The sequence below is a fragment of the Amycolatopsis sp. WAC 04182 genome (assembly GCF_003947465.1).
Classification (GTDB): Bacteria; Actinomycetota; Actinomycetes; order Mycobacteriales; family Pseudonocardiaceae; genus Amycolatopsis.
Genome location: NZ_QHJJ01000005.1, coordinates 193,583 through 216,544, shown reverse-complemented (window position 1 = coordinate 216,544; position 22,962 = coordinate 193,583). Strand labels below are relative to the sequence as shown.

Sequence of the window (22,962 nt, the reverse complement as noted above, 5' to 3'; positions counted from 1 at the left end):
GACCTCACGCCGCGCCCTTCCCCGCCTTGACCGGCATCTCCAGCTGGACCTCGGTTCCTTCACCCGGTGCGGTACGCAGCTTGCACTTGCCCCCGTGCCGTTCCATCCGCCCCCGGATGGAATCGGCGAGACCGTGCCGATCGCTCGGCACGACGTCGGGGTCGAACCCCTTGCCCCTGTCCCGCACGAAGACCGTCACCGCTGTCGGCTCGACCTCCGCGTACACGCTGACCTCGTCGACACCCGCGTGCTTGGCGGCGTTGACGATCGCTTCGCGCGCCGCCTGGACCAGCGCGGTCAGCGGCTCGTTCAGCGTGGCCTCCCCCACGACGACCTGCTGCACCGAGATCGCGAACGCGTCCTCGACCTCGCCGCACGCGGCAGCGAGCACTTCGGACAGCTGACCGCTGACGGCCTCTTCCTCGGTCTTCTTGTTCTTGCCGTACCCCGAAGGCCCGTACAGCCAGCCGCGCAGCTCACGTTCCTGACCGCGCGCGAGCCGGGCGACCTCGCGCGGCGAATCCGCCTGCTTCTGGATCAGCGCGAGGGTCTGGAGGACCGAGTCGTGCAGATGCGCGGCGATCTCGGCGCGTTCGTCGGTGCGGATGCGGGCCATACGCTCGTCGGACAGGTCACGGACCAGGCGCAGCCAGAACGGGACGGTCAGCACGGCCACCCCGAACAGCGTCGCGATGACGGCGACCAGCGCGAACTTGACCTGGTCGATGCTGCCGCTCTCCAGCACGACGACGCCGATACCGGTCATCACCAGCGCGACACCGGCGACCACGCGGATCGCGGCCGACCAGCCCCCGCCGCCGAGGAACGCCGTGGCGACACCGCCCTTGGCACCGAGGCGCCAGCGGCGGCGTTGCGACTCGTCGGCCTCACGCCAGACGACCGCCGCGCCGATCATGGCCAGCGCCAGCGGAATGGCGACCCAGCCGCTGATGAAGCCGGTCAGCGTGCCGCTGGCGACGGCGAGGCCGACACCCAGCGCCATCAGGCCGAAAGCCTGCTGCTTCTCCTTCGGCGCGGCTTTCTCCGGCTCGACCTCACCGGATTGCTGCTGGACGAAAACCCAGAGCAGGCCGTACGCGAGCAGACCGACGCCGTTCAGCGCGGCCAGCAACGCGAACGCGGTCCGGACCCAGAGCACCTTGACGCCGAGGTGGTCGGCGAGGCCGCCGGCGACACCCGCGATGGCGCGGCCGGAGCGGCGGCGGTACATCTTGGGCGGCTCGAACGGTGCCGGGGACAGGCTGCCGACGACGGGCACCGGAGGGCGCTCGATGATCGTCGGCTTCACCTGTGCGGCGAGGTCGTTGGGGGCGGATTCCTGCACGTTCTCCATGGTCACACGGAGTGCGGTACCGATCCATCGGGGAAACCCCTGACTCTTCCCGCTGGGGGAAACCTCAGGGACGTTCCCGGATGTGGCGAGGGCCCGCCGGGGCGCATTCTTTGTGGCATGAGTGGGAGTGAGACACAGGTTCCGAAGCGCGGCCCCGCGGCCGGCTTCGAGGAGACCGTCAAGGATTTCTGGCGGAGCAGGCCGGTCCGCCCGGTGGCGGGCCGCAAGTTCGCCGGTGTGGCCGCCGGCATCGGCTACCGGTACGGCATCGACCCGACAGTGGTCCGCGTCGCGCTGGTCGCGGCGACCGTGTTCGGTGGTTTCGGCGTCTTCGTCTATCTGCTGGGCTGGCTGTTCCTGCCGCAGGAGGGCGACCCCGTTTCCGCGTTCGAGAGCCTGATCGGCCGGGGGCGCGCGTCGAGCTCGCCCGCGTTCGCGGTGATGCTGCTGCTCCTGCTCTTCCCCGGTCTCACCTGGACCTTGAGCGGCGGCTGGATGACCGACGGAACCGGCCTGATCGGTTTCGCGCTGATGGCCGTCGCGCTGTATCTCCTGCACCGCAACCGCGGTCAGTACAACCGGCCGACGATGCCCGCTCCGGCTTATCCGACGGCCGCTTTCTCGATGGCGTCGGCTGCCTCCACCTCGACGGCGACCGAGGGCGGCTGGGACCCGCTCGCGGCCGACCCGTCCGCTTGGGATCTGCCGAACGCTTCGCCCTCTGGCGGGCTGCCGCCGCAGACTCCTCCGCCGCCTCCCGCGCCGCCCGCGCCTCGTGGCCGGAAGTCGAAGATCGGCGCCATGACCTTCGGGATCGCCGTGCTCGTGGCCGGTGTCGGCACCGTTCTTGGGCTGGACGGCGAGGCGTGGTTCACCCCGCAGCACGTCGTCGGGCTCACCCTGGGTGTGGTGGGCATCGGGCTGGTGGCCGGTTCGTTCGTCCGCGGCGGTCGTGGGCTGATCGGGCTGGCGGTGCCGCTGGCGATCGTCGGGATGGCGCTGACCACGGTTCCGTTCGAGAACTTCTCCGTGAAGGGCGGTGTCGGTGACCTGAGGGCGACGCCGAGCCAGGTGTCCGAGGTGCTGCCGGAGTACCGCCACTCGGCGGGCGACATCGACGTCGATCTGACCAAGCTGCCCGCGGGGGCGTCGGTGACCACGAAGGTCTCCAACGGTGCGGGCAACTCGACGGTGCTCGTGCCGGCCGGTGCCGAAGTGAAGGTCTCCTGCGAGACAGGAGCGGGCGAGGTCGACTGCCTCGGCCAGTCGCGCTCGGGGGTCGGTGAGGAGGTCGTCGACTTCACGTCGCCGGGCACCAATGGACAGAAGATCACTGTGAAGGTCGAGAACGGTGTCGGGAACGTGGAGGTGCGCCGTGGCTGAGTACGACTACGACAATTACGACAGCACGCAGACCCAGTCGTCGCAGCCCGCGAAGCGCGGGGTGGACGTCTTCACCCTGATCATCGGAATCGCGACGCTGCTGGTGTCGGGCTACGTCCTCTCGGACGGCTCCACGTGGCTCCCGCAGTTCGACTTCCGGTGGGTCATGGCGGGCGGGGCGATCTTCGTCGGCGTCCTGCTGCTCGCCGCTTCGCTGCGCAAGAGCCGCCGCTAGCGGCGGCGCCCACGATCCACTCCACTCCGAAGGCCCCGGCCCCTCGCCGGGGCCTTCGCCTTGCTCCCGACCTGCGTTTAGCCCCCTAATCGCGATCCGGGCCGCGCCGGGTGCCCACGGCCGCCGACCTGCGTTTCGCGGGCTGATCGCGATCCGGGCCGCGGCAGGTGCCCCGAGACCCCAGAGCGCGTTTAGCCCCCTAATCGCGATCCGGTCGCCTCGGGTGCCCAGAGGCGACAGATCGCGATTAGGGGGCTAAACGCAGGTCGGTGGCGGGGCGGTCACTCCCACTCGATGGTGCCCGGCGGCTTGGACGTGACGTCCAGGACCACTCGGTTCACCTCGGCGACCTCGTTGGTGATGCGGGTCGAGATCCGCTCCAGGACCTCGTAAGGCAGCCGCGTCCAGTCCGCGGTCATCGCGTCCTCGGACGACACCGGCCGCAGCACGATCGGGTGCCCGTAGGTCCGCCCGTCGCCCTGGACGCCGACGCTGCGGACGTCGGCCAGCAGCACCACCGGGCACTGCCAGATCTCGCCGTCCAGCCCGGCCGCGGTGAGTTCCTCGCGCGCGATGGCGTCCGCCGCGCGCAGCGTCTCGAGCCGCTCGGCGTCGACGGCGCCGATGATCCGGATGCCGAGCCCCGGGCCGGGGAACGGCTGCCGCTGCACGATCGTCTCCGGCAGCCCGAGTTCCAGCCCGACGCGCCGCACCTCGTCCTTGAACAGCAGGCGCAGCGGCTCGACGAGCTCGAACTGCAGGTCGTCGGGCAGCCCGCCGACGTTGTGGTGGCTCTTGATGTTCGCCGCGCCCTCGCCGCCGCCGGATTCGACGACATCCGGGTACAGCGTGCCCTGGACCAGGAACTTGTAGTCGCCCTCGGCCTTCAGGTCGCGCTCGGCCTGCTCGAACACGCGGATGAATTCGCGCCCGATGATCTTGCGCTTCTCCTCGGGATCGGTGACCCCGGCCAGCGCGTCGAGGAACCGGTCGCGCGCGTCGACGGTCACCAGGTTCACCCCGGTCGCGGCGACGAAATCGCGCTCGACCTGGGTACGCTCGCCGGAGCGGAGCAGACCGTGGTCGACGAACACGCAGGTCAGCCGGTCACCGATGGCCCGCTGGACCAGCGCGGCGGCCACGGCGGAGTCGACGCCGCCGGAGAGCCCGCAGATCGCCCGGCCGTCGCCGACCTGCTCGGCGATGCGCTTGACCTGGTCGTCGACGATGGACGACGTCGTCCACTGCGGCTTGATGCCCGCGATGTCGTGCAGGAAGCGGCGGAGCACCTCCTGGCCGTGCGGCGAGTGGTGCACCTCGGGGTGGTACTGGACGCCGGCGAAGCGTCGCTCGACGTCTTCGAACCCGGCCACGGCGGCGCCGTCACTCGAAGCGGTCACGGTGGCGCCCTCGGGAGCCTTGGTGACGCTGTCGTTGTGGCTCATCCAGGCGGGCTGGTTGCTCGGGAGGCCGGCGTGCAGCACGCCGCCTTCACCGGCGACGCGAACCTCGGTGCGACCGAACTCGCGGATCCCGGTCGGCTCGACCGTCCCGCCGAGGGCCTGTGCGAGCACCTGGTGGCCGTAGCAGATGCCGAGGATCGGCACGCCCGCGTCGACCAGCCCGGGGGCGAGCGCGGGGGCGTTCTCCGCGTACACGCTGGAAGGACCACCGGAAAGGATGATCGCGGCGGGGTCCTTGGCGAGGATGTCCTCGGCGGTGGCGGTGTGCGGGACGACCTCGGAGTAGACCTGCGCCTCACGTACGCGCCGCGCGATCAGTTGCGCGTACTGCGCCCCGAAGTCCACGACGAGTACCGGACCGGTGGGACTGGGCACCTGAAACCTCCAGATCAGAGCAGTACGCTTCCCCACCATCGTCCCAGGTGGGCCGGGTCACCTCGCCGCCAACCCCCTCACGATTCAGGACAGCGGATGACCGCGAGGCGTCCTAACGTCCGGGACATGGACATCGACTGGAGCAAGGAACTCTCCGAACAGCTCGACTGGCACTGGACGCAGCATCTTCGGCCCCGGCTGGACACCCTCACCGACGACGAATACCTCTGGGAGCCCGTCGACGACTGCTGGACGATCCGGCCGGGAGAGAACGGCGCTTTCACGATCGACTGGGCGTATCCGGAGCCGTCTCCGCCGCCGGTGACGACGATCGCGTGGCGTCTCGCCCACATCATCATCGGCGTCTTCGCGATGCGGAACGCGTCGCATTTCGGCGGCCCGCCCGTCGACTACCAGACCTTCCCCTACGCGGGCTCCGCCAAAGAAGCGCTGAAGCAGCTCGACGACGCCTACGCGCGCTGGCGTGACGGTGTTCGCGGCCTCACCGCCGAAGACCTCGAACGCCCCTGCGGCGAGGCCGAGGGCCCGTACGCGGAGTACCCGCTCGCGGCGCTCGTCCTGCACATCAACCGCGAGGCCATCCACCACGGCGCCGAGGTCCTCCTCCTGCGGGATCTCCACGCGCGTCGCGTTTAGCCCGCTAAACGCGCTCCCCGGCCCGCGTCGCGTTTAGCGGGCTAAACGCGACGCGCCCATACTGGGGGGCCAGCCGAGGAAAGGACCCGTCTTGCGAGCGACTCTCATCTACGGCGCCGGTGACGTGCGCGTCGAGACCGTCCCGGACCCGAAGCTGAGCGAACCGACCGACGCCCTCCTCCGCGTCGTCCGCTCCTGCATCTGCGGCAGCGACCTCTGGCCGTACGGCAGCATGCCCGCGCGCGACCGCGGCGTCCGGATCGGGCACGAGTTCCTCGGCGTCGTCGAGGCCGTCGGCTCCGACGTCACCACGCTCAAGCCGGGAGACCTGGCCGTCGCGCCCTTCGTCTACTCCGACAACACGTGCCAGTTCTGCCGCGAAGGCCTCCACACCTCCTGCCTCCACGGCGGCAACTGGGGCGCGAAGGGCGTCGACGCCGGCCAGGGCGAGGCCGTCCGCGTCCCCCAGGCCGACGGCACGCTGGTGAAACTGCCGCACACCGAGGACGACGACCTGCTCGCCTCGTTCCTCACGCTCTCCGACGTGTTCGCGACCGGTCACCACGCGGCGGTCAAAGCGGGCGTGAACGAGCGCACCACCGTCACTGTCATCGGTGACGGTGCCGTCGGCCTCTCCGCGGTCCTCGCGGCGAAGCGCCTCGGAGCCGAGCGCATCATCCTGATGGGCCGCCACCGGGCCCGCACGGACCTCGGCCGCGAGTTCGGCGCGACAGACGTCGTAGCCGAGCGCGGCGACGAAGGCATCGAGAAGGTCCGAGAGCTGACAAACGGCGAAGGCACGCACACCGTCCTCGAATGCGTCGGCACGAAGCCCGCCTTCGAGATGGGCGTCGGCGCGGTCCGCGCCGGCGGCACGGTCAGCCGCGTCGGCGTGCCGCAGTACGCGGAGGGCCCGATCGGCCCCGCGCTCTTCCGCCGCAACATCACCGTCACCGGCGGCGTCGCTCCCGCGCGCCACTACATCCCCGAACTGCTCGAAGACGTCGTCGAGGGCAAGTACCAGCCGGGCAAGGTCTTCGACCGGACCATCGGGCTGGAAGAGGTCCCCGACGGTTACCGCGCGATGGCGGACCGCGAAGCGCTCAAGGTGCTCGTCAAACCCTGACTGGAATACCTTGTCACCATGGACATGATCACCCCGGAGCCGCGCCCCGCCTGGATCGCCGGACGCCCCGAGCAGGGCGCTTCGACGATCACCGTGCATCACCCTTATGACGGCAGCGAGGTCGCCACCGTCGCGGTGCCCGGACCGGAGCAGGTCGAACGAGCGGTGAGCGCGGCGGCGAGCGTCGCGAAGGAGTTCCGGCGTTCCTCGGCGCACAGCCGCGCCGCGGCGCTCGACCACGTTTCGCGGGTCCTCGCCGGGCGGACCGAGGAGATCGCCGAGGTCATCACCGCCGAGAACGGCAAGCCGCTCAAGTGGGCCGAAGCCGAGGTCCGGCGCGCGGTGTCGGTGTTCCGGATCGCGGCCGAAGAAGCCCGCCGGTTCAGCGGCGACCTGCAGCGCCTGGACACCGACCCGGCGGGTGAGGGCAGGCTGGCGCTCACCCGCCGCATCCCGCGCGGCCCGGTGCTGGGCATCGCGCCGTTCAACTTCCCGCTGAACCTGGTGGCGCACAAGGTCGCGCCGTCGCTCGCGGTCGGCGCGCCGATCATCGTCAAACCCGCGCCGCGTACGCCGCTCTCCGCGCTGATCCTCGGCGAGATCCTGGCCGAGACGGATCTGCCGGAAGGCGCGTTCTCGGTGCTGCCGCTCGGCAACGAGGAGACGTCGGCGCTGGTCGCCGATCCTCGGCTGCCGGTCGTGTCGTTCACCGGTTCGGGTCCGGTCGGCTGGTCGATCGCGGATGCCGCGCCGCGTAAGCACGTCGTGCTCGAACTCGGCGGCAACGCGGCCGCCGTCGTGCTCCGCGACTGGCCGGATCCGGAAGGTGCCGCGGAGCGCATCGCGACCTTCGGCAACTACCAGGCCGGGCAGTCCTGCATCGCCGTGCAGCGCGTGATCGTCGAACGCGAAGTCGCCGAGGAATTCGTGCCCGCCTTGGTGGAAGCCGTGCGGGCACAGCGAACCGGTGACCCGTACGACAAGAACACCGACGTGGGCCCGGTCGTCGACGAGGCCGCCGCGGAGCGGATCGTCGCCTGGATCGACGAGGCCGTCGCCGCGGGCGCGAAGATCCTCACCGGCGGCAAGCGAGAGGGCGCGACGGTGGAGCCGACCGTGCTCACCGACGTTCCACCGTCCACAAAGGCCTGGGCGGAGGAGATCTTCGGGCCGGTACTCGCTGTGTCTATTGTGGATGGTGTCGACGAGGCTTTCGCGTCGGTCAACGAATCCGCCTACGGCTTGCAGGCCGGAGTGTTCACCCGCGACGTGCATCTCGCCTTCTACGCGTCGACGGAGCTCGAAGTCGGCGGCGTGATCATCGGCGACGTCCCGAGCTACCGCGCGGACCAGATGCCGTACGGCGGAGTCAAGGGATCGGGTGTCGGCAGGGAAGGCGTCCTCCCCGCGATGCACGACCTGACCGAGGAACGGGTCACCGTCTTCACCGGCATCGACCTCTAGTCCGGGGTGACGGCCTGCGCGAAGCCGAACACCTTGTCCGGGTCGTAGGTCTTCGCCACCTGCTTGAGGCGGGTGGCGTTGCCGCCGTAGTAGGCCGTCATCCAGTCGGGCAGGGCGGGGTCGATGTAGTTGACGTAGCCCCCGTCCAGCCCGAGCCCCGTCACCACTTCCGCGACGGAATCCGTTGCCGCGGAACGGTTACGTGCGTCGGCCTGACTGTAGATCTGCACACTGCCGAGCGCTTTCCGATACCAGAACGCCGTGGCGTCCGGGGCGATGTCGGCGACGGCTCCGCCGAGACCGTCGACCAGCAGGTCCATTCCGCGCCTGCCCTTGAGGATCGACGTCAGTTTCGCGGGGTCCGCCGGTTCGCCCAGAATCCGCGATGAGGCCACAAAGGACTGACGATTCTCACTGCCGGAGAAGTACTTCATGGCACCGAGATAGTCAAGCTGCTTGACGGAACGCGTCGCACCGGGGAATCCGTTCAGCAGCTTGCCCAAGGAAGCGGAATCGCCGACGTAGCAACCGGAAACCCGCGCGCCGACCGGAGACCCGCCGGACAGCACGACGTTCGCCCACAACTCCGGCGGCGCTTCGGGAAGCCAGCGCTGCCATTCGGCGAGGACGTCGTTTGCGCTGCCTGCCGGGAAATGCAAGGAGAACACCGAAACCGCCGACGGTGCCGGATCCGTGCGGAAGGTGAACGACGTGACGGCACCGAAGTTGCCGCCGCCCCCACCGCGCAACGCCCAGAACAATTCGGGTTCGGAATCCTCCGACGCCGTCCGAAGTTTCCCGTCCGCCGTGACGACCTGCGCCGACACCAGATGGTCACAGGTGAGACCGTACTTTCGCGCCAGGACGCCGATTCCGCCGCCGAGCGTCAACCCGGCGATCCCGACACTGGGACAGGAACCCGCGGGCAGGCATCGACCGGCGGCACCGAGCGTCGCGTAGACGTCCTTCAGTTTAGCGCCCGCGCCGATCACGACCTGTTCACCTTGGACGTCCACTGAGGACATTCCACCGAGGTCGATCATCAAACCACCGTCGGGAACCGAGTAACCGGCGTAACTGTGCCCGCCACTGCGCGCGGCGATAGGAACCCGTCTCGCGGCAGCGGAAACAGCCGCCTGTACGTCTTCAGGCTTGGCGCATTTCGCTATGGCAGCGGGTTTGAGGCCGTCGAAGGCCGGATTGAACACGCGTTTGGCGTTGTCGTAACCGGAATCCCCCGGCAGGAGCAAAGGCACCTTCTTCCGCAACGCGGCCCAATCCGGTGGTCTGGACGGCGACGCAACGCTGGTGCTCGGCGGCAACGACGTGCCTGGAGCCGAGCTGGGCGCCTGCGCGGGAGGGGCGGCGGAACACGCCGTCGCGGCCGCCCCGGCCACGGTCGCGCCGGCGAGCTTGAGGAACGCCCTTCTCTCCATGCCCGTTAGACGCCCAGCGGGCGGGCAGGTTGCGGCCCTACCCCCGAAGGTGTGCGCTCACCGGCACGACCAGCGGCGTACCGGACACCGGATCGGCCATGACCTTCGCCGTCAGGCCGAAGATCTCCTCGAGAAGCGGCTCGGTGAGCACCTCGGCGGGCGGGCCCTGCGCGACGATCCGGCCGTCGCGCATCGCGACCAGTTTGTCCGCGTACCTCGCGGCGAGATTGAGGTCGTGCAGCACCATCACCACGGTGGTCCCGCGTTCGTCGTGCAGCCGGTACACCAGGTCCAGCACGTCGATCTGGTGCGCCAGGTCGAGATACGTGATCGGCTCGTCGAGCAGGAGCAGACCGGTTTCCTGCGCGAGCGTCATCGAGATCCACGCCCGCTGCCGCTGCCCGCCGGAAAGCTGGTCGACGACCCGGCCCGCGTGCTCCTCCATCCCGGTCAACCGCAGCGCCCGCTCGATCGCCTCGTCGTCGGAGGAAGACCACTGCCGGTACCAGCTCTGATGCGGATGCCGCCCCCGGCGGACCAGATCCGAGACGGTCAGCCCCTCGGGCGCGGACGGGGTCTGCGGCAGCAGGCCGATGATCTTGGCGACCTCACGGGTCGGCAGCTTGTCGATGCGCTCACCGTCGAGCAGCACCGCGCCCTGGCGCGGCTTGAGCAGCCGCGCCAGCGCGCGCAGCAGGGTCGACTTGCCGCAGCCGTTGGGGCCGATGATCGCGGTGACGGTCCCGTCGAGGACGTCGAGGTCCAGCTCGGTCACGACGGGCTTTTCGCCGTAGCCGAGTTCCAATTCCCGGGCACGCAGTCTGGCGTTCACGCGCGCTCCTCCTTACGGCTGCGGATGAACAGGAAGATCAGGTACGGCGCGCCGAGGATCGCCGTCAGCACGCCGACCGGGAGCCCGGACAGGCCCGGCGTCACCCGCACCACGAAATCCGCGCCGACGGTCAGCAGGGCGCCGAGGAGCATCGAGCCGAACAGCGGCGGCTGCGCGGAGCGGACCAGCCGCAAGGCGATCTGCGGGGTGGCCAGCGCCACGAAGGTGATCGGGCCCGCGGCCGCGGTGGCGACGGCGGCCAAGGCCGCGCCGAGCAGCAGCAGGGTCGCGCGGGCGGCGTCGACCCGGATACCGAGGCCACGCGCGGTGTCGTCGCCGAACTGCAGGCCGCCGATCGTGTGCCCGGCGATCAGCGTGATCGGCGCGAGGACGGCGAGCGCGAGCAGGACCGGGGCGACCGATTCCCAGCCGACGTCGGCGAGGCTGCCGACGATCCACGTCGTCGCCCGCGCGGCGTTGTCGACGTCTCCGATGGTCAGCATCCAGTAGACGAGGTTGTAGCCGACGGCCGACAGCGCGATGCCGATCAGGACGAGCCGGTAGCCGTCGATCCCGCGACGCCACGAAAGCGCGTACAGCAGGATTCCCGCGATCACGCCGCCCGCCAGTCCGGCGAGGGGGACGCCCAGCGTGCTCGCCAGGCCGCTGACCTGGCCGCCGGTGCCGCCCGCGACGATCACGCCGACCGCGCCGACGCCCGCGCCCCAGGTGATGCCGAGGATGTCCGGGCTGGCCAGCGGATTCCTGGCGATGGTCTGAAACAGCGCGCCGGACAGCCCGAGTGCCGCGCCGACGCCGATCGCGGTCAAGGTACGCGGCATCCGCAGGTCGAAGATGATCCCGCGTTCCCGCGCGGTGCCGCCGCCGAACAAGGTCTTCAGGACGTCGCCGAGGCCGATGTGGGAGGTGCCGATTCCGATGTTCAGCGCCGCGACCAGCACCAGCGCGATCGCCGCGAAGAGTACGACGGCGAGCGTCCTCGGCCGGACGGTCCAGGCCGCCGGGCCGAGCGAGATCACCTTGGGAGCCGTCATATCCGTGCCAGGCCCTTCTTGCGGACGAGGTGGACGAACACCGGCACGCCGAGCACCGCCAGCATGATGCCGACCTCCAGGTTGTCCGAGGCGAGGACGCGGCCGAGCAGGTCCGCCGCCAGCAGCAGGATCGCGCCGAGCACGGCCGAGAACGGCACCAGCCACCGGTAGTCGGGGCCGCTGATCGCCCGCGCGAAATGCGGGACCAGCAGACCGAGGAACGCGATCGGGCCGCAGGCGGCGACGGCGGCGCCGGTCAGCAGCGTGATCGCGGCCACCCCCAGCAGCCGCGTGCGCCCCACCCGCCGTCCGAGCGCGACGGCGACATCGTCACCGAGCGCGAGCGTGTTCATCCCCGGGGTGTTGATGACCGCGAGGAGCAGGCCGGCGGCCACGAACGGGGCGATCTGGCCGATCATCGCGGGATCCCGGCCCGCGATCGAACCGACGTGCCAGAACCGGTAGGTCTCCATCCCCCGGTCGTCGCCGAGCACGATCGCGGAGATGACGCCGTTGAGCAGGGCGCTCACCGCGGCTCCGGCCAGCGCGAGCGTCACCGGCGTGGCGCCGCGGCCGCCGACCGCGCCGAGCAGGAACACCACCGCACTCGCGACGAGGGCACCGGCGAAACCGAACCAGATGAACGCGTACAGGTCGTCGATGCCGAGCACGACGACGGCGAGCACCACCGCGAACGCCGCGCCCTGCGTGACGCCGAGCAGGCCGGGATCCGCGAGCGGATTGCGGGTGTGGCCCTGCATGAGCGCCCCGGCCGCGCCGAGCGCGAGCCCCGCGAGGACACCGAGCAGCGTGCGCGGCACCCGCAACGAACGGACGATCAGGTGGTCCGGCACGCCCGTGGGATGGAAGATCGCGTCCCACACGACACCCAAAGGAATCGAACGCGCACCCAGGGCGATGCTCGCGACGCAGATCACAGCCAGAAGGGTGACGAGCAGAGCGCCTACTGTCGCCTTTCCAACACGAACTTCCACTGTGGACATCCGCCATCCTATGCTCCGGTTAGGAAAGCCTAACCGCACAGAAAGAGTGACCCATGACCCGACCCCGGCGCGCAGTCCTCGCCCTCGCCGTGACAGCCTGCCTGGCACTCTCCGCATGCGGTGGCGGTGAACAGGAATCCGCTTCCCCCGGCACCGGCCAAAATGGATTCCCGCGCACCGTCGAACACGTGATGGGGTCCGCCCAGATCGAGAAGCAGCCCGCCACCGTCGCCGCGCTCGACTCCAGCTACGTCGATGCCACGCTGGCGCTCGAGACGAAACTGGTGGCGTACACCAAATATCGCAACTACGACAAGCTGCCGGACTACCTGGGCGACGACCGCAAGTACGCCGAGGGCGCCAAGGAGATCGGCGCGCTCGAGAGCCCGGACATCGAGCAGCTGTACGACATCAAGCCGGATCTGATCGTGTCCGCGAAGGTGCGCCACGAGAAGTTCTACGCGGAGTTCAGCAAGGTCGCACCCACGGTGTTCAGCCAGACCACCGGTGCCACCTGGAAGGACAACATCCGGATGCTCGGCAAGGCACTGGGCAAGGAAGCGTTGGCAGAGCAGAAGATCAAGTCCTACGAGGAGCGGGCCCGCAAGGTCGGCGACGCGATCAAGGCGAAGCTCGGCAAGCCCGCGGCCGTCTCCGTGGTCCGCTTCATCGAGGGCGAGCCGACGGTGCGGCTCTACAGCAGCGCGTCGTTCCCCGGGACCGTGATGGCCGACGCCGGGCTCCAGCGTCCCGCGGGCCAGCCGGACAACAAGACGAAGATCTCCAACGACCTGAGCCAGGAGGAGATCGGGAAGCTCGACGCCGAGGCGATCTTCATCGCCAGCTACACCGATGAGACCAAGCAGGCCGAAAATCCCATGACGAAGTTCCAGTCGAACCCGCTTTGGGGAACTCTCAAGGGAAAGAAGATCGACGTCAACGACACCACGTGGTTCACATCGGTGAGCCTGCAGGGTGCGCACGCCATGCTCGACGACCTCGCCAAGCAGTTCGGCGTGGACTCGTTCCGGAGCTGATCATGTCCTCTTTGGACGGTGTCGTCACAGCCAGCGCGGCAGCGTCGGCGCGTCACCGTCCAAAGAGGATCCATCGCTGCGGCCGGTGACCCAGGCCAAGACCTCACCGCGAGTCCCGGTCAGCGTCGTCAGATACCCTTCGCTCAGCCGCCACTCGCGGCGGTACCCGTTGTCTTCGGCGGCGACCAGGAGCACAGCGGGCAGCGCGCCGCCGTACATCCCGATGGCGTTGCCGACGACGGTGTGGAACTCGTCGCCGAGAAGATCGGCGACGCGGGCGAAGTCGTAGCCGAGATCGAGATCGGCGAGATGGATCGAAGTCTCGGAGAGCCGGAGCCAGAGTACGAACTCCGCCGGGATGTCACGGCCGTGCCTGGCTCGCACCCGGACCCACCACGCGTCGTCCGGCAGGCTCTCCGCGACCTCGACCAAGCGCGCGGCGGAGCCGATGACGTCCTCGGCGATCTCCTCGACGGACCGGTACGCGCCCTTCTCGATGTCGTGGTCCCTGGCCGTCTCGCCGGCGTACATCGGCGTCTCGACACCCGATTTCGCCCAGGTGAGCAGGTTGACCAGGCCGTCGGCGTTCCGCGCGAGGTGGGACAGCAGATGCGCTCGCGTCCAGCCGGGCAGCGCGCTGGGGCCGTGCACGGTCTCCTCGTCGAGCCCGCGCACGACGCGCTCCCACTCGTCGTGCAGGTCGCGGACGCGGTTCAGCAGCGCGTGTGCGCGTTCGGAGGCTGTCACCTCCCCAAGTTACCGCCGAAGCGCCGCGGGCGCGTCCGCCGGAACGGCCGGATTCTTCGGCGCGATCGGTTCGAGCCGCGCGTACGGCGAGTCCTGTGACGGCCTGCTGTCCTGTTCGCCCTTGTTCGGCCAGAACGAGAAGGCCCGCTCCGCCTGCGCGGTGATGGTCAGCGAGGGGTTCACGCCGAGGTTGGCCGTGATCGCCGAACCATCCACAATGGACAATCCCGGATAGTTGAACACCCGGTGGTACGGGTCGATCACGCCGTTGTCGGGCGCCGTGCCGATCGGGGCACCGCCGATGAAATGCGCCGTGAGCGGGATGTCGAAGATCTCGCCCCAGGTGCCGCCCGCCATACCGCCGATACGCTCGGCGGTGCGGAGGTTGGCCTCGTGCCCGGCGGGGATGAAGCTCGGATTCGGCTCGCCGTGGCCCTGCTTCGACGTGTATTTGCGGCGGCCGAAGAGCCCGCGTTTGGTGTACGTGGTGATGGAGTTGTCGAGGCTCTGCATCACCAGCAGGATCACCGTGCGCTCGCTCCAGCGGTAGCCGTTGAGCAGCTTCACCGTCTGGACCGGGTGCTTGAGCATGAAGTTCACGGCCTGGCGCCAGCGCGGGACCGCCGAATCGCCTTCGGTGGCGATGGTCTGGAGCAGGCTCATCGCGTTGCTGCCCTTGCCGTAGCGGACGGGCTCGATATGCGTGTTCTCGTCGGGGTGGATCGACGACGTGATCGCGACGCCGCGGCTGAAGTTCCGCTCCTCGTCGACCGAGGTCCGGGCGGCGCCGATGATGGCCTCGGAGTTCGTGCGGGTCAGTTCGCCGAGACGCGGCGAGAGCTTCGGCAACTTGGCCGTGTCGCGCATGCTGTGGAGCAGGTTCTGCGTGCCCCACGTACCGGCGGCGAGCACCACCTGCGCGGCCGTGAGCTTATGCCGGAACCTGCGCGAGGTGGTCCCGGTCTTCTTGATGCTCACCTCGTACCCACCTGCGTTTAGCGGGCTAATCGCGCTCACGGTGGTGAGCGGGATGACCTTCGCGCCGTCCTTCTCCGCGAGGTACAGGTAGTTCTTGACCAGCGTGTTCTTGGCGCCGACGCGGCAGCCGGTCATACAGGAGCCGCATTCGGTGCAGCCGGTGCGCGCCGGGCCCGCGCCGCCGAAGTACGGATCCTCGGCGCGCTCCCCCGGCTTGCCGAAGTACACGCCGACGGGCGTCGGGTGATACGAGTCCGCGACGCCCATGTCCTCGGCGACGCCCTTCATGACCACGTCCGACGGCGTCACGCTGGGGTTGGTGACGACACCCAGCATGCGGCTGGCCTGGTCGTAGTGCGGGCCGAGCTCGGACTCCCAGTCGGTGATGTGGGACCACTGCGGGTCGACGTAGAACGGCCTCAACGGCCGGTACAGCGTGTTCGCGTAGACCAGCGAGCCGCCACCGACGCCCGCGCCGGCGAGCACCATGACGTCCTTGAGCATGTGGATGCGCTGGATGCCGAAGCAGCCGACCTGAGGCGCCCAGACGTAGCGGCGAAGGTCCCAGGACGTCTTCGCGAACTCGTCGTCGGCGAAGCGGCGGCCCGCCTCGATGACGGCGACGCGGTAGCCCTTCTCGGTCAGGCGGAGGGCGGCGACACTGCCGCCGAACCCGGAGCCGACGACGATCACGTCGTAGTCGAAGTCGTCTTCAGTGGTGGTGTTACTCGCAGTCACACCCTCGACTGTAACCCCGGCCACCCCTTCTGACCAGAGGTAAGTTACTCGCCGGTTACCTTCCAGCCGGATGTACGAACGCGGCTGGGGCATCATCGACCGGTGGATACGGATGCCCGGGTGGCGATCGACCTGACGCGTGACGAGCGCACGGTTCTGCGCTGTGGCCTGGCGGAATGGGGTGGACCGGCCGCGTGCACCGACGCCCTCGCCGTCGCGATGGGCTTCAGGGACGTGCCCGACCTCTTCGAGCAAGCGCGAAGGTTGCGTGCGGCGCTGGCCGACGAAGAGCCGCTACGCGCCTCGGACTGGCGCAGGACCCTCGTGGCCACCGAGATCGTGTTCGCCAGCGACGTCTTCGGCTCCGGGATGGACTGGTCGATCACCACGGGCTTCGCGGACGACGAAACCCTCCCGATCCTGCGGGACCTTCAGCGAAAGATCGCCCGGGCCCTCGGCTCGGCCCGCTACCGCCCCCGGCCGCCGGATCGCGTTTAGCGGGCTAAACGCGATCCGGGCCGGGAGCGAGCGTCAGCGGCGGACGGTCAGGCCGACCCGCTGGAACTCCTTCAGGTCCGAGTAGCCCGTCTTCGCCATCGCGCGGCGAAGCGCGCCGAAGAGGTTCACGACGCCCTCGGCGTCCGAGGACGGCCCGAAGAGTAGCGTCTTCAGGTCGACGGCGTAGTCCGGTCCCAGCGCCACGCGCGAACGCGGCAGCGACGGGTGCGCGGCCGCCGACGTCCAGTACAGCCCCTGCCCCGGCGCCTCGGAGGCGGCGGCCAGCGGCGCGCCCAGCATGACCGCGTCGGCACCGCACGCGATGGCCTTGGCGATGTCACCGGACACGCTCATCCCGCCGTCGGCGAGCACGTGGACGTACCGGCCGCCGGTCTCGTCGAGGTAGTCGCGCCGCGCGGCGGCGGCGTCGACGATCGCGGTCGCCATCGGCGTCCCGATCCCGAGCACGCTGTCGGTGCTCGTCACGCCGCGGCTGGCCCCGTGGCCGACGATGACGCCGGCCGCGCCGGTGCGCATCAGGTGCATCGCCGTGCGGTAGTCGCTGACGCCGCCCGCGATCACCGGGACGTCGAGCCGTCCGATGAAGTCCTTCAGGTCCAGCGGCTCGGCATCCCGCTGGACGTGCTCGGCGGAGATGATCGTGCCCTGCACGACGAGGATCTCGACGCCCGCCGCGAGCAGGTCCGGCGTCAGCTCGGCGGCGTGCTGCGGGCTGACCCGCGCGGCCACGGTGACCCCGGACTCGCGGACGGTCTTGATCGCCTCGGTCAGCAGGTCCAGCCGGATCGGGGCGGAGTGCAGTTCCTGCAGCTCACGCACGATCGCGGTCGGGTCCTCGGTGTCCTCGGCCGCCCGGACGAGGCGGAAGATCGCGTCCTCGACGTTCGGGTGCCGCGCCCACAGCCCTTCGGCGTTGAGGACGCCCAGCCCGCCGAGCTCGCCGACGGCCACCGCGGTTCCCGGCGACACGATGGCGTCGGTGGGGTGGGTGACCAGCGGCAGCTCGAACCGGTACGCGTCGATCTGCCAGGCGGTGGACACGACCGAAGACGACCGGGTGCGCCGCGACGGCACGATCTCCACGTCATCGAGGTCATACGCCCGCCGCGCGGTGCGGCCCATGCCGATCTCGACCAGATCCCGCACGTCAAGTCCCTTCTCACCGACGACCGTTACACCCCATTGTCGCTAGGCCGCGTGGGTGACCTGCGCACGGGGCACCCGAACCGGGCCGGAAGTCACACCAGCCCCGTGCGCCCCACCCGTTTCGCGTTTAGCCCGCTAAAGGCGCTCCGGCGGTCGCGGGGTCAGAAGGAGACCTTCTCCACGGAGTCGGTCCGGAGGACGGATTCCTGCTCGAAGGTCTTCTTGTAGTCGGTCCGGATCTCTTCGATCTCGCGGTTCGCGTCGCGGTCGCTGAACGGATAAACGACGACGATCACCTTCGACTTCTCCCGCGAGATCACGCCGTCCGAACCGCGCCACTGGCCGCGTCCGGTCAGCTCGGTGAACCCGTCCGGGAACCTCGGCGTGACGACCTTGTCGGTGAACGCGGCGAACTCGGCGTCGGTCAGCTCCCCGCCACCCGGCTTCGTGGTCCCGAAGTACAGCTCGGTCCGCTTCCACACCTCACCCGGCGACGCCTGGAAAGCGGCGGCCTCGGGCGTGGACGGTGCGGCGGAAGCGGTGGGGACCGCGGAAGCGGCCACCCCGCCGCCGAGCCCGAGAGCCGCGGCGGCGAAGACGGCCAGAGCGGTCCGGCGCGACGTGAAAGACATCGGTTCCTCCCAGGAGACTTGATCAGCGAGCCAAGTCTCCCGGGAACGGAACCGGATGGGTAAGTGTCCTAAGGGGCGGACTAACGGGTGGTGTAGTTCGGCGCCTCGACGGTCATCGTGATGTCGTGCGGGTGGCTCTCCTTGAGCCCGGCCGCGGTGATTCGCACCAGCTGCGCCTCCTGCAGCTCGGGGATCGTCGACGCGCCCGCGTAGCCCATGCCCGACCGCAGCCCGCCCACCAGCTGGTGGACGACGTTCGCGAGCGGCCCGCGGAACGGGATCCGCCCCTCGATGCCCTCGGGAACCAGCTTGTCCTCGCTCAGCACGTCGTCCTGGGCGTAGCGGTCCTTCGAGTAGGACTTCGCCTGGCCGCGCGACTGCATGGCGCCCAGCGAGCCCATCCCGCGGTAGGTCTTGAACTGCTTGCCGTTGACCAGGATCAGGTCGCCAGGCGATTCGGCGGTGCCCGCCAGCAGGCTGCCGAGCATCACCGTGGACGCGCCGGACGCGATCGCCTTCGCGATGTCGCCCGAGTACTGGATGCCGCCGTCGCCGATCACCGGGATCCCGGCCGGGCGCGCCGCCTGGTCGGCCTCGTAGATCGCGGAGATCTGCGGCACGCCGACCCCGGCGACGATGCGGGTGGTGCAGATGGAGCCCGGGCCGACACCGACCTTGATCCCGTCCGCGCCCGCGTCCACCAGCGCCTGCGCGCCGGCCCTGGTCGCGACGTTGCCGCCGACGATGTCGACGGTGTCGCCCAGTTCCTTCTTCAGCAGCGCGACGGTCTCGACAACGGCGCGGGAGTGCCCGTGCGCGGTGTCGACCATCAGCACGTCGACCCCGGCGTCGGCCAGCGCCATCGCGCGCTTGTGCCCGTCCGGGCCGACGCCGACGGCGGCACCGACGATCAGGCGGCCGTTGGTGTCCTTGGAGGCGTTCGGGTACTGCTCGGTCTTGACGAAGTCCTTGACCGTGATCAGCCCGCGCAGCTTGCCTGCGCCGTCGACGATCGGCAGCTTCTCGATCTTGTGGCGGCGCAGCAGGCCGAGCGCGGCCTCCGCGGTGACCCCGACCTGCGCGGTGACCAGCGGCGGCTTCGTCATCACCTCGTGCACAGGGCGGGTGTGGTCGACCTCGAACCGCATGTCGCGGTTGGTGATGATGCCCACCAGGCTTCCGGCGGCGTCGGTCACCGGCACACCGGAGATGCGGAACCGCGCGCACAGCGCGTCGACCTCGGCGAGGGTGTCCTCGGGCGAGCACGTGACCGGGTCGGTCACCATTCCCGCCTCGGAGCGCTTCACGACCTCGACGGCGGCGGCCTGGTCGTCGATCGGCAGGTTGCGCTGCAGCACGCCCATTCCGCCCTGGCGCGCCATCGCGATCGCCATCCGGCCTTCGGTGACCGTGTCCATGGCGGCGGAGACCAGCGGGATGTTCAGGGTGACGTTGCGGGAGAGCCGGGTGCGGGTGCTGACCGCACTGGGCACCACGTCGGACTCGGCCGGCAGCAGCAGCACGTCGTCGAAGGTCAGCCCGAGCATGGCGAACTTGCTCGGGACGGGGGCGGTGACGCTGTCGCTGGTCATAGCAGGCGAACGGCCTTCCTAGCGGTGACTAATGGGGGCCGCCGTGGCTGGTGGCATCACGGCGAGGGCCTGCCCCTCATGATATCCGGGCCGGGCGGCCGCCCGGCCCGGGTGGGCGCCCGGTAGCGTGCAGGCGTGCCGCAAGATGCGTTGCCCCCAGACCCGTTCGCGGATGACCCGGACGACCCGGCCCGCGCGTTCATCGACGACGCCGACCGGCTCGACGAGCCGATCAGCGACGAAGAACGCACCGAGCTGCTGGCCGACCTCTCGGATCTCGCCGTCTACCAGGCGCTCCTCGAACCGCGCGGAGTGCGCGGGATCGTGGTCGACTGCGGTGAATGCGACGAACCCCACTACCACGACTGGCATCTGCTGCGCGCCAGTCTCGAGCAGCTGCTCGCCGACGGCCGTATGCGGCCGCACGAGCCCGCGTTCGACCCGAACCCGGGTGACTACGTGAGCTGGGACTACTGCCGCGGGTTCGCGGACGGTGTCACGGCCAACGAAAGCGCCTACTGATCGCGTTTAGCCCGCTAAAGGCGAAGGGCCTGGTGAGAGAGATCTCACCAGGCCCTTCGGCGTTTTCGGGGTGCTACGTCGTCTCGCCCGCGGCGGGTGCCTGCGCTCCGGCACCCGGCGTCGGCTCGTTCCGCGAGCCACCGGGGTCGTTGCCCGAGGCCGGTGGCGTCGTGGACGTCGTGGGCGGTGGCGGCTCGCTGGTCGTGGTCGGCGGAGTCGGCGAGGGAGTCGTGGTGCCCGGCAGACTCGTGCCGGGGTTGCCGCCTCCGGGCAGCGACGTCGGCGGTGCGGTCGGCTGCGGACTGGGCGGAGGGGTGGTCGCGACCGGAGTCTGCGACGACGACTGCTGATCCGGCGGCAAGGGCTGCTGGCCAGGATTCTGCAGCTGAGCACTCAACTGGCGGTGCTGTTCGAGCAGTTGATCGCGGTTCTCTTCATCGGTCACCTGGCTCAGCGCGGCCTGGGCCTCGTCGAGCGCCTTGCGCGCATCGTCGAGGCGCCCGCCGGCGAGCGCGAGGTTCGCCTTCTCGAGATCGATTTTGGCCGCCGCGGCGGCCTCGACCGACCGGGCGTGGTCTGCGTAAAGCACCTTGGTCAGGCCCCAGAGCGTGTCACCAGGCTGCGCGTCCTTCGCGGCGAGACCGGTACCGGCGAAGGCGATGGCCAGGACGGCCGCGGCGGCGGCCACCGGGACCAGCAGCCGGCGTCTTCCCCCGTGTTTGCGGGCGAGCGCGGCGGTCTTCACGGTGACGACGGCGGTGTCGACGTCGACGAGTTCCGCGAGCGGTTCGCTGTCGATGTCACGCCGCCAGGCCAGCAGCAGCGCGTTGAGCTCCTGATCGCCGAGGTCGTCGGCCATCTTGGGGTCCGAGCCGCCGAGGGCGTCGAGCAGCGCGTCGTCGGCCTGGACGGCCGACAGATCCGCGGCGAACTCGGCCTCCGAGGGCGTCAGCCCTCTTTCGAAGGCCGTCAGTTCACGATCGGTCTCAGGGGAGAACCGATGGTCGCGATCGGTCACTCAGATCACCTCCTCAGCGGCCAGAACCTTACGTAGGCGCGCGAGGGCGCGATGCTGGGCCACCCGGACGGCGCCGGGCGTGGACCCCACGGCCTCGGCGGTCTCCTCGGCGGACAATCCCACGACGACTCGCAGGACCACGATCTCACGCTGTTTGTCGGGAAGGACGCGCAACAACTGCGACATGCGCTCGTTCAGCTCGCCCTGGAGGGCACGCTGCTCGGGGCCGACGCCGCCCTCGACCTCGTCGGGGACTTCGGCGACCGGTTCGGCGCGGTTGCGGGCCGCGGCGCGATGCGCGTCGGCCACCTTGTGCTGGGCGATCCCGTAGACGAAGGCCAGGAACGGGCGGCCCTGATCACGGTACGAAGGCAATGCCGTGAGCACCGCGAGACACACCTCCTGAGCAACGTCGTCTGCGGAAGCGAACGAACGCTCCTGCCTGCCAACCCGAGCGCGGCAGTACCGCACTACCAAAGGACGGATGGCCGCCAGCAACCGCTCGACCGCTTGAGGATCACCCTCAACAGCAGCGGCGACCGGCTCATCCAGTCCGTCCCCCACATTGGCCATCGCAGACAACAGTCCCAGTGTTACGTATAGGCGTGCAAAGAGTCCGGCGTGTGACTTCGGAATCCACTACCCGGTGACAGCTACCGTACCGCTCGGGCTCGCCGCCTTCGTTGACGGCCGTCATCGGCGCGCCGCCCTGACGGCGAGCACGCTGAACCCGGATCTTCCTGGTCCCTTTCGCTCGTGGTCGAACTTTCAACGAGCCGGGACACAGTGGGGTACGACGGTCCACCCGGAGGCGGACTCGCTCGGGCCAGGGTGCCCGAGCGGTGAACATAAATGCGCGAAGCGTGACAGGGAACACAGGTACGGGCCAGGGGTAGACCCCCGGCCCGTTCGTCACCCGTTGTGCGATCTCGCCGTTGAAATCAAGAAAGCGTTGTCAGGAAACAAGTCCACGGCGGAAACCGTGGGCGACCGCCTGAGCGCGGTCTCGCACGCCGAGCTTGCGGAACAAGCGGCGGGCGTGGGTCTTCACAGTGTCTTCGGACAGATACAGCTCGCGGCCGATCTGTCCGTTGCTCTTGCCCTGGCTCATCCCGCGAAGCACCTGAAGCTCTCGCTCGGTGAGCTGGACACCGGGGTCGGACGGCTGACGCGGCGCCGGCACCGAGGTGCTGGCGAGCGTGTGGGCCAGTGCGGCGACCAGTTCGGGACGCGAGGCGTCCCAACGCAGGTAGCCGCGGGCGCCGCCGGCGATGGCGGCGGCGATGCTGCCGGCGTCGTCCGGAGCACCGAACACGATCACGTTCGCTTGGGGGTTCGCCGAGACGAGCCGCCGGGTGGCTTCGACGCCGGTCGGGACGGCGCGCTGGGTACCGACCAGCACGACGTCGACCGGCTGACGGGAGTACCGGGCCAGCAGCTCGTCACCGTGCGCTACGCAGTCGATGCGACTGACCCCTGGGACCGCGGACATCACTCGAGTGAGCCCTTCGCGGACACTGCGTCGGTCGTCGCAGATCAAGACCGTCGTCACGGGGTTTCCTTCCTGCAGCCGGGTGACATTCCACTTCCCCTATCGGACGCTTTAGCCCGAACCTTGACACGATCCGGTGGCTTTTTTTGAAAGTTCT

Annotated in this window: 22 protein-coding genes; 8 read left to right on the top strand and 14 right to left on the bottom strand. The window is 69.6% G+C overall.

The annotated features are described in order from the left end of the window. Positions 1-4: 4 nt before the first annotated feature. Positions 5-1,360, bottom strand: coding sequence for an ATP-binding protein (locus DMH01_RS26970; RefSeq protein ID WP_125680017.1), 1,356 nt, complete (start codon positions 1,358-1,360; stop codon positions 5-7). 111 nt (positions 1,361-1,471) lie between these two features. Between DMH01_RS26970 and DMH01_RS26965 the strand changes: the two genes are divergently transcribed. Together DMH01_RS26965 and DMH01_RS26960 are read left to right on the top strand one after the other, a co-directional pair. Further along, a complete protein-coding gene (locus DMH01_RS26965; protein ID WP_125680016.1) occupies positions 1,472-2,737 on the top strand; it encodes a PspC domain-containing protein in 1,266 nt (421 codons plus the stop codon). Then, a complete protein-coding gene (locus DMH01_RS26960) occupies positions 2,730-2,972 on the top strand; it encodes a hypothetical protein (protein ID WP_125680015.1) in 243 nt (80 codons plus the stop codon). Before DMH01_RS26965 ends, DMH01_RS26960 begins: the two co-directional genes overlap by 8 nt. A gap of 281 nt (positions 2,973-3,253) precedes the next feature. On the opposite strand, the gene guaA is transcribed toward DMH01_RS26960, so the two are convergent. Then, a complete protein-coding gene (guaA, locus tag DMH01_RS26955; protein ID WP_016331177.1) occupies positions 3,254-4,810 on the bottom strand; it encodes a glutamine-hydrolyzing GMP synthase in 1,557 nt (518 codons plus the stop codon). A gap of 126 nt (positions 4,811-4,936) precedes the next feature. On the opposite strand from guaA, the gene DMH01_RS26950 reads away from it, so the two are divergent. From DMH01_RS26950 to DMH01_RS26940, 3 genes are all read left to right on the top strand, one after another. Then, entirely contained in the window at positions 4,937-5,467 is a 531-nt protein-coding gene (locus tag DMH01_RS26950; protein WP_125680014.1) for a DinB family protein, read from the top strand. Between the two features lie 91 nt (positions 5,468-5,558). Then, positions 5,559-6,593, top strand: a complete 1,035-nt coding sequence (locus DMH01_RS26945) for a zinc-dependent alcohol dehydrogenase family protein (RefSeq protein ID WP_125680013.1) — start codon at positions 5,559-5,561, stop codon at positions 6,591-6,593. A gap of 18 nt (positions 6,594-6,611) precedes the next feature. Continuing rightward, positions 6,612-8,057 carry an aldehyde dehydrogenase family protein gene (locus tag DMH01_RS26940; protein WP_125680012.1) on the top strand — a complete coding sequence of 482 codons (1,446 nt, stop codon included), beginning with the start codon at positions 6,612-6,614 and terminating at the stop codon, positions 8,055-8,057. Here the strand turns inward: DMH01_RS26940 and DMH01_RS26935 are convergent. From DMH01_RS26935 to DMH01_RS26920, 4 genes are read right to left on the bottom strand one after another with little or no spacing between them, the layout of a single operon-like run. Then, a complete protein-coding gene (locus DMH01_RS26935) occupies positions 8,054-9,493 on the bottom strand; it encodes an FAD-binding oxidoreductase (RefSeq protein ID WP_233621678.1) in 1,440 nt (479 codons plus the stop codon). The two genes, DMH01_RS26940 and DMH01_RS26935, sit on opposite strands and share 4 nt — an antisense overlap. Before the next feature lie 37 nt (positions 9,494-9,530). Continuing rightward, positions 9,531-10,325, bottom strand: a complete 795-nt coding sequence (locus tag DMH01_RS26930; protein WP_125680011.1) for an ABC transporter ATP-binding protein — start codon at positions 10,323-10,325, stop codon at positions 9,531-9,533. After that, positions 10,322-11,380: an iron chelate uptake ABC transporter family permease subunit gene (locus DMH01_RS26925; protein ID WP_125680010.1), complete on the bottom strand. Its 1,059-nt coding sequence runs from the start codon at positions 11,378-11,380 to the stop codon at positions 10,322-10,324. Before DMH01_RS26925 ends, DMH01_RS26930 begins: the two co-directional genes overlap by 4 nt. Further along, positions 11,377-12,318, bottom strand: coding sequence for a FecCD family ABC transporter permease (locus DMH01_RS26920; protein WP_370323555.1), 942 nt, complete (start codon positions 12,316-12,318; stop codon positions 11,377-11,379). The genes DMH01_RS26925 and DMH01_RS26920 overlap by 4 nt, the downstream gene beginning before the upstream one ends. 119 nt (positions 12,319-12,437) lie before the next feature. On the opposite strand from DMH01_RS26920, the gene DMH01_RS26915 reads away from it, so the two are divergent. Continuing rightward, entirely contained in the window at positions 12,438-13,421 is a 984-nt protein-coding gene (locus DMH01_RS26915; RefSeq protein WP_199745640.1) for an ABC transporter substrate-binding protein, read from the top strand. A gap of 24 nt (positions 13,422-13,445) precedes the next feature. On the opposite strand, the gene DMH01_RS26910 is transcribed toward DMH01_RS26915, so the two are convergent. Both DMH01_RS26910 and DMH01_RS26905 read right to left on the bottom strand, forming a co-directional pair. Further along, the gene (locus tag DMH01_RS26910; RefSeq protein WP_125680008.1) at positions 13,446-14,168 is read right to left on the bottom strand and encodes a maleylpyruvate isomerase N-terminal domain-containing protein; all 723 of its coding nucleotides are present in this window, start codon (positions 14,166-14,168) and stop codon (positions 13,446-13,448) included. Between the two features lie 9 nt (positions 14,169-14,177). Then, the gene (locus DMH01_RS26905) at positions 14,178-15,884 is read right to left on the bottom strand and encodes a GMC oxidoreductase (RefSeq protein ID WP_125680007.1); all 1,707 of its coding nucleotides are present in this window, start codon (positions 15,882-15,884) and stop codon (positions 14,178-14,180) included. 102 nt (positions 15,885-15,986) lie between these two features. On the opposite strand from DMH01_RS26905, the gene DMH01_RS26900 reads away from it, so the two are divergent. Then, a complete protein-coding gene (locus DMH01_RS26900; protein ID WP_233621677.1) occupies positions 15,987-16,382 on the top strand; it encodes a hypothetical protein in 396 nt (131 codons plus the stop codon). Positions 16,383-16,415: 33 nt separating this feature from the next. On the opposite strand, the gene DMH01_RS26895 is transcribed toward DMH01_RS26900, so the two are convergent. The 3 genes from DMH01_RS26895 to guaB all read right to left on the bottom strand — a co-directional run bounded on the left by DMH01_RS26895 (position 16,416) and on the right by guaB (position 19,773). Continuing rightward, a complete protein-coding gene (locus tag DMH01_RS26895) occupies positions 16,416-17,549 on the bottom strand; it encodes a GuaB3 family IMP dehydrogenase-related protein (RefSeq protein WP_037314848.1) in 1,134 nt (377 codons plus the stop codon). A 161-nt stretch (positions 17,550-17,710) separates the two neighbouring features. Further along, the gene (locus DMH01_RS26890) at positions 17,711-18,181 is read right to left on the bottom strand and encodes a DUF3574 domain-containing protein (protein ID WP_125680006.1); all 471 of its coding nucleotides are present in this window, start codon (positions 18,179-18,181) and stop codon (positions 17,711-17,713) included. Positions 18,182-18,261: 80 nt separating this feature from the next. Further along, positions 18,262-19,773 carry an IMP dehydrogenase gene (gene guaB, locus DMH01_RS26885; protein WP_125680005.1) on the bottom strand — a complete coding sequence of 504 codons (1,512 nt, stop codon included), beginning with the start codon at positions 19,771-19,773 and terminating at the stop codon, positions 18,262-18,264. A 135-nt stretch (positions 19,774-19,908) separates the two neighbouring features. On the opposite strand from guaB, the gene DMH01_RS26880 reads away from it, so the two are divergent. After that, positions 19,909-20,295, top strand: a complete 387-nt coding sequence (locus tag DMH01_RS26880) for a DUF5319 domain-containing protein (protein WP_005166667.1) — start codon at positions 19,909-19,911, stop codon at positions 20,293-20,295. A gap of 73 nt (positions 20,296-20,368) precedes the next feature. Here the strand turns inward: DMH01_RS26880 and DMH01_RS26875 are convergent, their stop codons facing one another. The 3 genes from DMH01_RS26875 to DMH01_RS26865 form a co-directional block, all read right to left on the bottom strand. Then, the gene (locus tag DMH01_RS26875) at positions 20,369-21,313 is read right to left on the bottom strand and encodes an anti-sigma-D factor RsdA (protein WP_199745639.1); all 945 of its coding nucleotides are present in this window, start codon (positions 21,311-21,313) and stop codon (positions 20,369-20,371) included. Continuing rightward, positions 21,314-21,886, bottom strand: coding sequence for a sigma-70 family RNA polymerase sigma factor (locus DMH01_RS26870; RefSeq protein ID WP_026467317.1), 573 nt, complete (start codon positions 21,884-21,886; stop codon positions 21,314-21,316). Positions 21,887-22,268: 382 nt separating this feature from the next. After that, the gene (locus tag DMH01_RS26865) at positions 22,269-22,865 is read right to left on the bottom strand and encodes a response regulator transcription factor (RefSeq protein WP_003073605.1); all 597 of its coding nucleotides are present in this window, start codon (positions 22,863-22,865) and stop codon (positions 22,269-22,271) included. Positions 22,866-22,962: the final 97 nt, after the last annotated feature.